The 12,541-nt window shown below is 72.6% G+C and carries 14 protein-coding genes and 3 tRNA genes; 11 read left to right on the forward strand and 6 right to left on the reverse strand.

Annotation, left to right across the window (positions count from 1 at the left end):
• The first annotated feature begins 69 nt into the window (after positions 1–69).
• From ACFYNS_RS18915 to ACFYNS_RS18925, 3 genes are all read left to right on the forward strand, one after another.
• Positions 70–141: transfer RNA gene (locus ACFYNS_RS18915), tRNA-Gln, on the forward strand.
• Between the two features lie 47 nt (positions 142–188).
• Positions 189–261: transfer RNA gene (locus ACFYNS_RS18920), tRNA-Glu, on the forward strand.
• Positions 262–307: 46 nt separating this feature from the next.
• Positions 308–380 (forward strand) — tRNA-Glu (locus tag ACFYNS_RS18925).
• 117 nt (positions 381–497) lie between these two features.
• Here the strand turns inward: ACFYNS_RS18925 and ACFYNS_RS18930 are convergent.
• Positions 498–725 carry a hypothetical protein gene (locus tag ACFYNS_RS18930; RefSeq protein WP_388603964.1) on the reverse strand — a complete coding sequence of 76 codons (228 nt, stop codon included), beginning with the start codon at positions 723–725 and terminating at the stop codon, positions 498–500.
• A 343-nt stretch (positions 726–1,068) separates the two neighbouring features.
• A complete protein-coding gene (ndgR, locus tag ACFYNS_RS18935; protein WP_075002474.1) occupies positions 1,069–1,791 on the reverse strand; it encodes an IclR family transcriptional regulator NdgR in 723 nt (240 codons plus the stop codon).
• A 166-nt stretch (positions 1,792–1,957) separates the two neighbouring features.
• On the opposite strand from ndgR, the gene leuC reads away from it, so the two are divergent.
• From leuC to ACFYNS_RS18955, 4 genes are all read left to right on the forward strand, one after another.
• On the forward strand, positions 1,958–3,382 hold the full coding sequence (gene leuC / locus ACFYNS_RS18940) for a 3-isopropylmalate dehydratase large subunit (protein WP_388603966.1): 1,425 nt from the start codon (positions 1,958–1,960) through the stop codon (positions 3,380–3,382).
• Positions 3,383–3,412: 30 nt separating this feature from the next.
• Positions 3,413–4,006, forward strand: a complete 594-nt coding sequence (gene leuD, locus ACFYNS_RS18945) for a 3-isopropylmalate dehydratase small subunit (RefSeq protein ID WP_360297137.1) — start codon at positions 3,413–3,415, stop codon at positions 4,004–4,006.
• 398 nt (positions 4,007–4,404) lie between these two features.
• Positions 4,405–4,659, forward strand: coding sequence for a hypothetical protein (locus tag ACFYNS_RS18950; protein ID WP_388603968.1), 255 nt, complete (start codon positions 4,405–4,407; stop codon positions 4,657–4,659).
• Between the two features lie 124 nt (positions 4,660–4,783).
• The gene (locus ACFYNS_RS18955) at positions 4,784–5,434 is read left to right on the forward strand and encodes an HU family DNA-binding protein (RefSeq protein WP_360297132.1); all 651 of its coding nucleotides are present in this window, start codon (positions 4,784–4,786) and stop codon (positions 5,432–5,434) included.
• A 642-nt stretch (positions 5,435–6,076) separates the two neighbouring features.
• On the opposite strand, the gene ACFYNS_RS18960 is transcribed toward ACFYNS_RS18955, so the two are convergent.
• On the reverse strand, positions 6,077–6,280 hold the full coding sequence (locus ACFYNS_RS18960) for a hypothetical protein (protein ID WP_075002479.1): 204 nt from the start codon (positions 6,278–6,280) through the stop codon (positions 6,077–6,079).
• 9 nt (positions 6,281–6,289) lie between these two features.
• Positions 6,290–6,931 carry a 2-phospho-L-lactate guanylyltransferase gene (cofC, locus tag ACFYNS_RS18965; protein ID WP_388603970.1) on the reverse strand — a complete coding sequence of 214 codons (642 nt, stop codon included), beginning with the start codon at positions 6,929–6,931 and terminating at the stop codon, positions 6,290–6,292.
• A 280-nt stretch (positions 6,932–7,211) separates the two neighbouring features.
• Between cofC and ACFYNS_RS18970 the strand changes: the two genes are divergently transcribed.
• The 3 genes from ACFYNS_RS18970 (at position 7,212) to ACFYNS_RS18980 (ending at position 10,331) form a co-directional block, all read left to right on the forward strand.
• Positions 7,212–8,066 carry a lysophospholipid acyltransferase family protein gene (locus tag ACFYNS_RS18970; protein ID WP_360296047.1) on the forward strand — a complete coding sequence of 285 codons (855 nt, stop codon included), beginning with the start codon at positions 7,212–7,214 and terminating at the stop codon, positions 8,064–8,066.
• Positions 8,063–9,097, forward strand: coding sequence for an NAD(P)H-dependent glycerol-3-phosphate dehydrogenase (locus ACFYNS_RS18975; protein ID WP_388603972.1), 1,035 nt, complete (start codon positions 8,063–8,065; stop codon positions 9,095–9,097). Before ACFYNS_RS18970 ends, ACFYNS_RS18975 begins: the two co-directional genes overlap by 4 nt.
• Before the next feature lie 97 nt (positions 9,098–9,194).
• On the forward strand, positions 9,195–10,331 hold the full coding sequence (locus ACFYNS_RS18980) for a D-alanine--D-alanine ligase family protein (protein ID WP_360296042.1): 1,137 nt from the start codon (positions 9,195–9,197) through the stop codon (positions 10,329–10,331).
• 144 nt (positions 10,332–10,475) lie between these two features.
• On the opposite strand, the gene ACFYNS_RS18985 is transcribed toward ACFYNS_RS18980, so the two are convergent.
• Positions 10,476–11,006 carry a DUF3515 domain-containing protein gene (locus tag ACFYNS_RS18985; protein WP_388604108.1) on the reverse strand — a complete coding sequence of 177 codons (531 nt, stop codon included), beginning with the start codon at positions 11,004–11,006 and terminating at the stop codon, positions 10,476–10,478.
• 25 nt (positions 11,007–11,031) lie between these two features.
• Positions 11,032–11,265 (reverse strand): Lrp/AsnC family transcriptional regulator, encoded by a 234-nt coding sequence (locus ACFYNS_RS18990; protein WP_019355801.1) that lies wholly within the window; start codon positions 11,263–11,265, stop codon positions 11,032–11,034.
• A 304-nt stretch (positions 11,266–11,569) separates the two neighbouring features.
• Between ACFYNS_RS18990 and ACFYNS_RS18995 the strand changes: the two genes are divergently transcribed.
• Positions 11,570–12,538, forward strand: coding sequence for a thiamine-phosphate kinase (locus ACFYNS_RS18995; protein ID WP_360296059.1), 969 nt, complete (start codon positions 11,570–11,572; stop codon positions 12,536–12,538).
• Positions 12,539–12,541 lie beyond the last annotated feature (3 nt).

A 12,541-nucleotide genomic window follows, 5' to 3' on the forward strand; every position in this document is an offset into this window, starting at 1 on the left:
GCAGGCCGAAAAGGCCGGAAACCGGACGGCGGCCACCCAGACAAAATCCCCCAGGGGGTTGCGTTTCGGTGGGCTATGGTGTAATTGGCAGCACGACTGATTCTGGTTCAGTTAGTCTAGGTTCGAGTCCTGGTAGCCCAGCAAGATCCGCGTTCTGTTCGGAAGCGTTCACGTTCTGCGAGATCGAGGCCCCCGTTGTGTAGCGGCCTAGCACGCCGCCCTCTCAAGGCGGTAGCGCCGGTTCGAATCCGGTCGGGGGTACGGATTCCGTCCGGAGTCGGCAGACCCGGGTGGGATCACAGATAGGGCCCCCGTTGTGTAGCGGCCTAGCACGCCGCCCTCTCAAGGCGGTAGCGCCGGTTCGAATCCGGTCGGGGGTACTCGATCACGAAGGCCCCGCACCTCACGGTGCGGGGCCTTCGTCATGCTGCCTCCGCTCCGATCCGCTCCGCCCCCGGCCTTCCGCGGCCCGTCAGCACCGGTTCGTAACAGCACGGTCAGCGCCACGCTCGCCTCCACCTGGGCCGCCTGTCCGGAAAGCTCTCCAGCAGGTCCAGTTCGGCCGCCGCCGCGCGCGGCAGCCCGTGCGAACAGCGCGCCAGATGCGCCGCGTCGCCGGGGTGGCCGAGCCGGGTCAGCGCGGCGACGGCCTGGGTCGGCGCCTGTCCGGGCGGGGAGTCGGGGCCGGCCTGCTGCCCGCCGAGCCCGTCGAGCCGCGTGGTCACCTCGCGCGGTGCGCTGCCCGCGCCCGCGGCGCCGGCGCGGCCTGCCCCGCGGCGGCACGGGGCGGGGGAGCGCCCAGGCGGTCGTGCCCAGCCGCTCGTACCGGGAGAGCGACTCGTCGTCCACGGCCTCCAGCACCTCGCGGGGGGTTCCCGGTGTTCACGGCGATGCCGCGGATGCTGCACGAGCTGCGGACCGGGCCGGCGGCCGCCCATGGAAGCGCGCCCGTAGGACGGCAGCGGGACCGTGCCGCTCAGCGGCTGTCGGCCGCCTCCGGCAGAGCCCGACCCACCGGTGGCCGCGGACGGTGCGGTGGACCGGGACGCCGCACGGCGGTCCGGCGGATCAGATCCCGCCCGGCCGCCGCAGCGACTCGCTGAGCCGGGTCGCCGCGTCCACGATGGCCTGGGCGTGCATCCGGCCGGGGTGGCGGGTGAGCCGCTCGATGGGCCCGGAGACGGAGACGGCGGCCACCACCCGGTTCGACGGGCCGCGCACGGGCGCCGAGACGGACGCCACACCCGGTTCCCGCTCGCCGATCGACTGGGCCCAGCCCCGGCGCCGCACGCCGGACAGCGCGGTGGCGGTGAAGCGGGCGCCCTGCAGTCCGCGGTGCAGCCGCTCGGGCTCCTCCCAGGCCATCAGGATCTGCGCGGCCGACCCCGCCTTCATGGGCAGGGTGGAGCCGACCGGCACGGTGTCCCGCAGTCCGGAGAGGCGTTCCGCCGCGGCCACGCAGATGCGCATGTCGCCCTGGCGGCGGTAGAGCTGCGCGCTCTCGCCGGTCACATCGCGCAGGTGGGTGAGTACCGGGCCCGCTGCCGCCAGGAGCCGGTCCTCGCCCGCCGCCGCGGCCAGCTCGCCCAGCCGGGGACCGAGGATGAACCGGCCCTGCATGTCGCGGGCCACCATGCGGTGGTGCTCGAGAGCCACCGCGAGCCGGTGCGCCGTGGGGCGCGCGAGACCGGTCGCGGAGACCAGCCCGGCGAGGGTGGCCGGACCGGACTCCAGAGCGCTCAGTACCAGAGCCGCCTTGTCGAGAACGCCGACGCCGCTAGAGTTGTCCATGCGTCGATACTCACGTCTCAAACTGTGAAACGCAAGTTCAATTTTCCCGGCGAACCGCCAATCTTGAGGGACGGGCCGCCGCTGCGCGGGGGTCCCCCGGCCGCAGGCCGGGGGAGGTACTGATCTCGACATGTGGTCGGCGGCGCTGCCGACCGAAGGGAATGCGATGGGACGCACACTCGCGGAGAAGGTCTGGGACGACCATGTCGTCAGGCGCGCGGAAGGCGAGCCGGACCTTCTCTTCATCGATCTGCACCTGCTCCACGAGGTGACCAGCCCGCAGGCCTTCGACGGACTCCGCAAGGCGGGCCGTGCCGTGCGGCGGACGGATCTGACCATCGCGACCGAGGACCACAACACCCCCACCCTCGACATCGACAAGCCGATCGCCGACCCGGTCTCCCGGGTCCAGTTGGAGACCCTGCGGAAGAACTGCGCGGACTTCGGGGTGCGGCTGCACCCGCTGGGCGACGTCGAACAGGGTGTCGTGCACGTGGTCGGGCCGCAGCTCGGCCTGACCCAGCCCGGCACGACCGTGGTCTGCGGGGACAGCCACACCTCGACCCACGGCGCGTTCGGCGCGCTGGCCTTCGGTATCGGCACCTCCCAGGTCGAGCACGTGCTCGCGACCCAGACGCTGCCCATGGCGCCGTTCCGCACCATGGCGGTCACCGTGAACGGCGAGCTGCCCGAGGACGTCACCGCCAAGGACCTGATCCTGGCCGTCATCGCCAGGATCGGTACCGGCGGGGGACAGGGATATGTGATCGAGTACCGGGGCGAGGCCATCGAGAAGCTGTCGATGGAAGCCCGCATGACCATCTGCAACATGTCCATCGAGGCGGGCGCCCGGGCCGGGATGATCGCCCCGGACGAGACCACCTTCGCCTACGTCCAAGGCCGCGAGCACGCCCCCCGCGGCGCGGACTGGGACGAGGCGGTCGCCTACTGGAAGACGCTGCGCACCGACCAGGACGCGGTCTTCGACCACGAGGTGGTCATCGAGGCGTCCGAGCTCGCGCCGTTCGTCACCTGGGGCACCAATCCCGGACAGGGCGCGCCGCTGTCGCACGCGGTGCCGGACCCTGCCTCCTTCGAGGACGCCAGCGAGCGCTACGCGGCGGAGAAGGCCCTGGACTACATGGGGCTGAGCGCCGGGCAGCCGCTGCGGGAGGTCGCCGTCGACACCGTCTTCGTCGGCTCGTGCACCAACGGCCGGATCGAGGACCTGCGTTCGGCCGCCGCCGTGCTGCAGGGGCGCACGGTGGCCGACGGGGTCCGGATGCTGGTCGTGCCCGGCTCCGTACGGGTCGCGCTGCAGGCCGTCGAGGAGGGGCTGGACGCGGTGTTCACCGCCGCCGGAGCCGAGTGGCGGCACGCCGGGTGCTCGATGTGCCTGGGGATGAACCCCGACCAGCTCCAGCCCGGTGAGCGCGCAGCCTCCACCTCGAACCGCAACTTCGAGGGCCGCCAGGGCAAGGGCGGACGCACCCATCTGGTCTCACCCCAGGTGGCGGCGGCGACGGCGGTACTGGGCCACCTGGCCTCGCCCGCCGACCTGGCCGATGTACGCGAGCCGGCCGCGGTCTGACGGTCCGGGAAGCTCAAGGGAGACGCACTGATGGAAGCCTTCACCACGCACACCGGCCGGGCCGTCCCGCTGCGCCGCAGCAATGTCGACACCGACCAGATCATCCCGGCCCACTGGCTCAAGAAGGTCACCCGCGACGGCTTCGAGGACGGTCTCTTCGAGGCCTGGCGCAAGGACCCGGAGTTCGTCCTCAACCAGCCCGCCCACCAGGGGGGCACGGTGCTGGTCGCCGGTCCCGACTTCGGTACCGGCTCCTCCCGGGAACACGCGGTCTGGGCGCTGCAGAACTACGGCTTCAAGGCCGTCGTCTCCTCCCGGTTCGCCGACATCTTCCGGGGCAACTCGCTCAAGAACGGCCTGCTCACGGTGGTGCTGCCGCAGGAGACGGTGGAGGAGCTGTGGCGGCTGGCGGAGGCCGATCCGGCCACCGAGGTGACCGTCGACCTGGTGCGGCGCAAGGTGCTGGCGCCCGGCGTCGACGCGGACTTCGAACTGGACGAGAACGCCCGCTGGCGCCTGCTGGAGGGGCTTGACGACATCAGCCTCACCCTGAAGAACGAGGAGGCCATCGCGGAGTTCGAGACCACCCGGGCCGCCTTCAAGCCGCGCACGACGGCTGCCTGACCGGCCACGGCCCTGTCCGGGCACCGCAGGGCTGAGCACCCCTCAAAAAGCGCTCTTCGCGCCCCCGCCGCACCCGGCGGGGGCGCCTTGCTGTGGTGTGGCGGATGTACGCAGGCAGGGGCGCCGACCTCCCGGCCGGGGCGGCGCGGCCGTCCCGGCGCGCCGCCGCCGTGTGCCAGCTGTGCGCACACGCGTGCGCTGACGAATGACGTGAATTAGTCTTGACGCAGGCTCCTGTCGCACTACGAAAGAGTGCTGTTCGCGACTCGCCCGCACGCTTCGCCGGGAGGTGCCAACACGGCTCCTTCCCGGCGGAGTTGGGGCCCACACCTGCTACGTCCCCGCCGCACGCTGACCCGCTGGAAGCGACAACTCACCCCAGATGGCACAATCACCGCATGAAACGCGACGGTCAACTGGAGCTCTACGACCGACTCGCCGCCCGACTGAAGGAGGCGCACTCGCGGGTGCGCTCCCCGCACATCCCGCAGAGCGCACGGGTGCCGCTGGCCCGGAAGCTGCTCGTCATCACCGCGGCTTCCAAGCACGATCTCGCCGGTGCCGAACGGCGTCTGGAGCGCCTGATGACCGACATCGACGAGGGGCGGTACGGCGCCGCGGCAGGGGACGTACGCACGGACGGAACTCCGTGACGGGCGAGTTCGTTGCGGCACAAGGGTGATTCGCCCGTTTCGTGTTTGATTTGCGGTATATATCTGCCTAGCGTGCGAAAAAGCTGAACACATTCGTTCCGGCAATGTCTCCGAAGGGGAAGACGTGAACAAGGCGCAGCTCGTTGAAGCTATCCAAGATGACCTCGGTGGACGCCAGCAGGCCGCAGACGCGGTCGATGTGGTCCTGGACGCGATCGTTCGTGCGGTCGTCGCCGGTGAGCGAGTTTCGGTCACCGGCTTCGGCTCTTTCGAGAAGGTCGACCGCCCGGCCCGGTACGCCCGCAACCCGCAGACCGGTGAACGTGTCCGGGTGAAGAAGACCTCCGTGCCGCGCTTCCGCGCCGGTGCCGGATTCAAGGACCTGGTGAGCGGCGCGAAGAAGCTCCCCAAGAACGATGTCGCGGTCAAGAAGGCACCCAAGGGCAGCCTCTCCGGCGGCACGACCACCAAGAAGGCCACGGCCAAGAAGGCAGGTGCCAAGAAGGCGGCGGCGAAGAAGACCACGGCCAAGAAGGCCACGCCGGCGAAGAAGGCGGCACCGGCGAAGAAGGCCGCCACGGCCAAGAAGGCGGCGGCCAAGAAGGCCCCGGCGAAGACCGCCGCGGCCAAGAAGACCACCGCCAAGAAGGCTCCGGCCAAGGCCACCACGGCCAAGAAGGCCCCGGCGCGCAAGAGCACCGCCAAGAAGGCTCCCGCGCGCAAGACCGCCGCCCGCAAGACCACGGCCAAGAAGACCACCTCGCGTCGGCGGTGAGCCGCGTACCGCGGTTCGTCCGTACGCGACTCGCCCCCCGCGGTTGAGCGGGGGAAACGATCCCTCCCGCCGGCGGCGCACGCCACCAGCGGTGAGCGGACCACGCGGCCGCGCGCCGCGACGCCAGCGCCGGGCCGGGCTCCCTCGGGGGAGCCCGGCCCGCGGCGTGTCCGCGGCCTGCCGGACCCTGGCCTGCGCCTTCCCGGCCCCTGGCCTGCCGTTCCCGGCCATCGGCCCGGCGGTTCCGGCTGCGGGCTCCTGGCCCGCCGGTCTTTCCGGGCCCTGGCCGCGCCCTCCCGGCTCCGGTCCACGGCCCGGGTTCACACCCTCTTCTGCCCCCGGCTCCACGGCCTCCGGCCCCCTTACCCCTCCGGCCCCGCCGGACAGCGAGCGGATGGCGACCGGCTGGCGAGCGGTCCCGGGGCGACGGGACGCGCACGCTCTCAGGCACGCCCCCGAGGCTCCGAATGCGCCCGCAGCGGCGTACAGGGCGTACGAGAGCGCCGCAGCGCCCGGCGAGCACTCCGCGTGGGCGCCCCGGGCGCCCCTCGCCGGATCCCCCGCCGGGCAGCGCCCGCGGGACGCGGCGCCCCGCGGGCACTCCGCGCGGCATTCGGGGATTCCGTTGCCGGGCAGTACCGGCTACAGGGTCTGCAGGGTCACCACGGTGATCCGTCGTGCGTCGCCCTCGCCCTCGGTCTCGATCCGCACCCGTTGGCCGGGGCGGAGCAGCAGCAGCCCGCCCGCGTCGAACGCGGGGGCCTCGAAGGGGAGCGGTGTGCCGTCGTCCAGCAGCACACTGCCGGACCGGGACGCCGGATCGTAGGTGTACGCCGTGGCCTGCATACCCGCAGCCTAGCGGCCCGGGTCCGGGACGGGTCCGGCGAGCAGCGCGGCGGTGAAGCCGCCCACCCCCAGGGCGTTCGCCGCGGCCAGGTCGGCGGGCGTGTCCACGTCCTGCCGCACGCTGGGCACCCCCGCCACCGGCAGTTCCGCCGCCCCCGAAGCCCGGTGCCGGGCCCGGGAGAGGCCGCCGAAAGCCGGGGAAAGCGGGGTCCGGGGGAGAGCGGTGAGCAGCGTGGTGCCGATTTCCGCGGCGTCGGGAAGAAAAGCGCGCGGAAATCCGGTGGCCGTATTCAGGGCCCGTTCCAATTCCGCGGGCCGCAGTGCCGGCAGGTCGGCGTTGAGCGCGGCGACGGCCGTGCCGGGGTCCGCGGCGCGGGCTGCGGACGCTCCGTGCGCGAGCGCGGCGTTGAGCCCCCCGCCCGGTGGGTCGGGCACCGGGCTGGCGCCCAGGGTGCGCAGTTCGGCGGCGGCCAGCGGATCGTCCGTGACAACCACCACACCGCACACCGCCCGGCAGGCGAGCGCTGCCGTGACCGTGTCCTGCGCGAACGCCAGCGCGAGCGCGGGCAGGGCCGGGCCGCCCCGGACGCCCGCCAGCCGGCTCTTGGCCCGGGGAAGAGGCTTCAGCGGCACCACGAGAGTCCACGTCACGGGCGTCACATGTGGCTTCATCGGTCCCATTCTCACCTGCTGCCCGAGCGGCCCGGGAAGGGCGGGGTTACCGTGTGCCCTGCGGCCGGGCACGGACAGTGTGCTCGACAGCGAGGCAGTCCGCGGCGACACTTGTGCGGTTGTCGATGTGCCCCCAGAGGAAGGGCCCCACAAGGAGCCCCCTAAGGAGATGGTGTCCGGGTGTCCCGCCAAACCGTGTCCGCGCCGGGAGCGACCCCGCGACCACCTGCCGGAGAGGCCGGGCCGAAGGGGGCGCGCAGTGCCGGGGAGTGACGGCAAACCCAGGAAGATCGGCTTCTGGTACCGCCTGGCCGCGGTTCTGGCGAAACCGCCGCTCATCCTGCTCTTCAAACGGGACTGGCGCGGAATGGAGCACATTCCGCAGGACGGCGGCTTCATCACCGTCGTCAACCACAACTCGTACCTCGACCCGCTCTCCTACGCGCATTACCAGTACAACACCGGCCGGGTCCCCCGGTTCCTCGCCAAGGTGGGCCTGTTCAAGGGCGGCTTCGTGGGCGCCGTGATGCGCGGAACCGGGCAGATTCCCGTATACCGCGAGTCCGCGGACGCGGTGGGCGCCTTCCGGGCCGCCGTGGAGGCCATCGAGAAGGGCGAGTGCGTCGCCTTCTACCCCGAGGGCACCCTCACCCGCGACCCGGAGATGTGGCCGATGGCCGGCAAGACCGGGGCCGCCAGGGTCGCGCTGCTGACCAGAGCGCCTGTCGTCCCGGTCGCACAGTGGGGCGCCAACCTGGCGATGCCGCCGTACGCCAAGGAGAAGAAGCTGCGGCTCTTCCCCCGCAAGACGCTCACCGTGCAGGCCGGCCCGCCGCTGGACCTCTCGGCGTTCTACGACCGGGAGCCCACCGCCGAGGTGCTCCGCGAGGTCACCGACGTCATGATGGACGCCGTCAGCGAGCAGCTCGCCGTCGTCCGCGGCGAGCCGGTGCCCGCCGAGCGGTACGACATGCGCAAGGCGGCGGCCCGCAGGCGCGAGCAGCGCGCCGTCCGGAAGGACGCGCAGGAGACGCGCACCGCGGACGGACAGCACGAACCGGCCGGTGGAGCACCGGCCGCGGCCGAGGCGGCAGAGGGAGAGACGAACGCGTGAGCCGGCACGACGGGCGGCAGCAGGAACGCCGGAGGAAGGCCGCCGTGTTCGGCACCGGCTCCTGGGGGACCGCCTTCGCGATGGTGCTCGCCGACGCCGGGATCGAGGTGGCCCTGTGGGGCCGCCGGGCCGAGGTCGTCGAGGCGATCAACACCACGCGCCGCAACCCCGGGTACCACCCCGAGACGGAACTCCCCGCCGGGGTACGGGCCACCACCGACCCGGCCGAGGCCGCCCGGGACGCGGAGTTCACCGTTCTGTCCGTCCCCGCCCAGACGCTCCGCTCCAACCTCGAGTCCTGGCGGGAGCTGCTGCACCCCGGCACGGTGCTCGTCTCCCTGATGAAGGGCGTCGAACTCGGCACCGCCAAGCGGATGAGCGAGGTCGTCCAGGAGGTCGCCGGCGTCCCCGCCGAACGGGTCGCCGTGCTGACCGGTCCCAACCTCGCCCGGGAGATCGCCGCCCGGCAGCCGGCGGCCGCCGTCGCGGCCTGCGCGGACGAGGAGGCGGCTCGGGCCCTGCAGAGCGCCTGCCACACCCCGTACTTCCGGCCCTACACCAGCACCGACGTGGTCGGCTGCGAACTGGGAGGGGCTGTCAAGAACGTCATCGCGCTGGCCGTGGGCATCGCCGACGGGATGGGCCTGGGAGACAACTCCAAAGCGTCGCTGATCACCCGGGGCCTGGCCGAGACCACCCGGCTCGGCCTGGCGATGGGCGCCGAGGCGCACACCTTCGCCGGCCTCGCGGGCATGGGTGACCTGGTGGCCACCTGCTCCTCGCCGCTGTCGCGCAACCACACCTTCGGCACCAACCTCGGCCGGGGTATGACCCTCCAGGAGACCATCGCGGTCACCGAGCAGACCGCGGAGGGCGTCAAGTCCTGCCAGTCCGTGCTGGACCTCGCCCGGCGGCACGGGGTGGAGATGCCGATCACCGAGACGGTCGTGGAGATCGTCCACGAGGGCAAGCCCCCGCACGTGGCGCTCAAGGAGCTGATGTCCCGCAGCGCCAAGGCCGAACGGAGCTGACCGCACCGCAGCGGTCCCGTGCGGGCACGTCCGGCACCCGGCGCCACGAGGGGCCACCGCCTCGGCGCCGGGGGCACGACGCGGTAAAGTCCCAGCGATGAGCAGCCAGAGCCCCGCCCCCAAGCCCCGAGTCGCCGTCGTCTTCGGCGGACGCAACTCAGAGCACCAGATCTCCGTCCTCACGGCCGGCGCGGTGCTCGACGCCATCGACCGCGACAAGTACGAGGTGCTGCCCATCGGCATCACGGCGGACGGCCGCTGGGCCCTGACGGCGGACGACCCGGCCCGGATGGCCGTCGAGGGCCGCGAGCTGCCCACCGTGGAGCGGGTCGCCGACTCGGACACCGGCGCCGTGCTGCTGCCGGTCTCGCCCGGCAGCCGGGAGGTCGTCCACACCGAGCCCGGCCAGGTGCCCAAGGCCCTGGGCGAGATCGACGTCGTCTTCCCGGTCCTGCACGGCCCCTACGGCGAGGACGGCACCCTGCAGGGGATGCTGGAGCTGGCCGGGGTGCCCTATGTCGGCTCGGGCGTGCTGTCCTCCGCCGTCGGCATGGACAAGGACTACATGAAGCGGATCTTCGCCTCCTTCGGGCTGCCGGTGGGCCCCTACGTCACCGTCCGGCCCCGGGAGTGGGAACGCGACCCCGCCGCGGCGCGCAAGAAGATCGTCGACTTCGCCTCCGAACAGGGCTGGCCGGTGTTCGTCAAGCCCGCGCGGGCCGGCTCGTCCGTGGGGATCACCAAGGTCGCCGACCTGGGAGGACTGGAGGAGGCCGTGGAGACCGCCCGACGCCACGACCCGAAGATCATCGTGGAGTCGCTGCTGCGCGGCCGGGAGATCGAGTGCGGTGTCCTGGAGTTCGAGGACGGCCCGCGGGCCAGTGTCCCGGCCGAGATCCCGCCGGTCAGCAACCACGACTTCTACGACTTCGAGGCCAAGTACATCGACTCCGCCTCCGGCATCGTCCCCGCCCCGCTGAGCGCGGAGGAGACCGAGCGGGTGCGGGAGCTGGCGGTCCGGGCCTTCGAGGCCGCCTCCTGCGAGGGGCTGGTGCGGGCCGACTTCTTCCTGTGCGAGGACGGCGAGTTCGTCATCAACGAGATCAACACCATGCCGGGCTTCACCCCCATCTCGATGTACCCCCGGATGTGGCAGGAGGCCGGGGTCAGCTATCCCGAACTGGTCGACCGCCTCATCCAGGGAGCCCTCAACCGCCCCACCGGCCTGCGCTAGCCGTCGGGGGCGTCCGCACGGTCCCGGGAGGGCCGCGGCGCGCCCGCCGGGTGCGGCGCCGGCCGGGACCCGCCCCCCCCGGCGAGCCCGCAGGAGAGGCACTCGCCCGCAGGAGAGGCACTCAGGGGCCGGGTATCCGGGTGGTCAGTTCCCGGCGCCGTCCTCCGTCTCCCGCACCGTGGGCACCGTGCGCTTGACGGCGTCCGCGAGATCGGGGAGCACCTCGGCCTCGGGCCCGTAGTCGCCGGGTACCGTCAACTCGACGTAGGCGACGCGGTCCGTCGTGACGAAGCGGTAGCCGTCGTCCCGCTTCTCCACCAGCCAGGAGACCCCGTTCACCTCGGCCACCTCGGCGGTGGGGTTGTACTCTTCGGTGCCGGGGGTGAACACGGGGGGTTCGGGTACTCCGCAGCGCAGTGCGATGGCCGGATCGCCCCAGACGGCTGTGAAGTCGGAGACCTGGTCGGTCCGGCCGCGCCGCTGGTCGTAAACCCTTTCCGGCAGCGCGCCGTGCAGTGACCGGCACACCTTCGCCGCCCTGCCGGACGGGCTGGGCGGGGTGGGGCCGGCCTCGTCGGTGACCGAGCAGGCTGCCGTGGCCAGGGACGCCAGCGCGGCCACCGCCGCGAGCGGGGCGATGGAGACGGAACGAGAGGAAGCAGTCCGGCGTCGCATACTCACCGGGCGAGCATACGGGGGACTAGAGATGGACGATGGGGCAGGTCAGGGTGCGGGTGATGCCCTCAACCTGCTGGACCTTCGCGACCACCATGCGTCCGAGATCGTCCATCGTCTCCGCGCGGGCACGCACGATCACGTCGTACGGACCCGTTACATCCTCGGCCTGGATCACGCCCGGGATCTTGGAGACGATCTCTGCGACGGTCGAAGCCTTGCCGACCTCGGTCTGGATCAAGACGTACGCCTGTACCACGGAACCTCCTCGGGGGCTACGAGGATCATGCGGGGCGAGAGAGAACCGCCACCGTACCGCGTCACCTGCCCCTCCGGGAGACCACCGGGCCGCCCTCGTGGCGCCGGGTACCCGGGAACCGGCGGGAACCGGGGGGCCGCCGCGGCGCGTGAGGAGACTCGCGCCCCGGGCGGGTGGGCGGGGCACGGGAGTGCACGATGAGCGATGTGAGTGAAGGGGCAGAACAATGCGGGATGTGAACGGCAGTACCGCGTCGGAACCCGCACCCGCGGTGGAGGCCCCCCACGGCCCCGCGCGGGGGCGGATGCCGGGCACCGTGGGCGCACTGGGGGAGTTCGGGCTGATCCGGGAGCTGACCTCCCGGCTGACCACCACCCCTGCCGTCCGGATCGGCCCCGGGGACGACGCCGCCGTGGTGGCCGCGCCGGACCGGCGGGTCGTGGCCAGCACCGACATCCTGCTGGAGGGGCGGCACTTCCGGCGCGACTGGTCGACGGCGTACGACGTGGGCCGCAAGGCCGCAGCGCAGAACCTCGCCGACATCGCCGCCATGGGCGCCGTCCCCACCGCACTGCTGCTCGGGCTGATCGTCCCCGTGGACCTCCCGGCCAACTGGCCCACCGAACTGATGGACGGCATCCGCGACGAGGCCCAGGTCGCCGCCTCCGCCGTGGTCGGCGGCGACGTGGTGCGGGGCGAGAGCATCGCCGTCTCCATCACCGCGCTGGGCGACCTGCGCAACCGGGAGCCGGTCACCCGCTCCGGAGCCCGGGCCGGGGACGTCGTCGCCGTCACCGGATGGCTGGGCTGGTCCGCGGCCGGGCACGCGGTGCTCTCCCGGGGCTTCCGCTCGCCCCGCGCCTTCGTGGAGGCGCACCGCAGGCCCGAGCCGCCCTACCACGCGGGGCCCGCGGCCGCCGGACTCGGCGCGACCGCGATGACCGACGTCAGCGACGGCCTGGTGGCCGACCTCGGGCACATCGCCGAGGCCAGCAAGGTACGCATCGACATCCGCTCGGCCGACCTGGACGTCCCCGCGCAGATGGCCGACATCGGACAGGCCGTCGGCGTCGATCCGCTCCAGTGGGTGCTCACCGGGGGAGAGGACCACGCCATCGTCGCGACCTTCCCGCGCGACCAGAAGCTGCCCGCGCGCTGGCGGGTCATCGGCGCGGTGCAGGGCGCCTCCGCGCGGCCCCGGGTCACCGTGGACGGCGCCCCCTGGGCGAAGGCGGGCGGCTGGGACCACTTCTCGCCCGACGCGGACGGCTGAGTA

The organism is Streptomyces sp. NPDC006925, from assembly GCF_042869575.1.
GTDB lineage: Bacteria > Actinomycetota > Actinomycetes > Streptomycetales > Streptomycetaceae > Streptomyces.

Coding starts and splice junctions, on each gene's coding strand:
- leuC (WP_388603966.1), top strand. CDS start 1,958: ATGGGACGCACACTCGCGGAGAAGGTCTGGGACGACCATGTCGTCAGG.
- ACFYNS_RS18980 (WP_360296042.1), top strand. CDS start 9,195: ATGAGCAGCCAGAGCCCCGCCCCCAAGCCCCGAGTCGCCGTCGTCTTC.
- ACFYNS_RS18950 (WP_388603968.1), top strand. CDS start 4,405: ATGAAACGCGACGGTCAACTGGAGCTCTACGACCGACTCGCCGCCCGA.
- ACFYNS_RS18995 (WP_360296059.1), top strand. CDS start 11,570: ATGCCGGGCACCGTGGGCGCACTGGGGGAGTTCGGGCTGATCCGGGAG.
- ACFYNS_RS18960 (WP_075002479.1), bottom strand. CDS start 6,280: ATGCAGGCCACGGCGTACACCTACGATCCGGCGTCCCGGTCCGGCAGT.
- ndgR (WP_075002474.1), bottom strand. CDS start 1,791: ATGGACAACTCTAGCGGCGTCGGCGTTCTCGACAAGGCGGCTCTGGTA.
- leuD (WP_360297137.1), top strand. CDS start 3,413: ATGGAAGCCTTCACCACGCACACCGGCCGGGCCGTCCCGCTGCGCCGC.
- ACFYNS_RS18985 (WP_388604108.1), bottom strand. CDS start 11,006: ATGCGACGCCGGACTGCTTCCTCTCGTTCCGTCTCCATCGCCCCGCTC.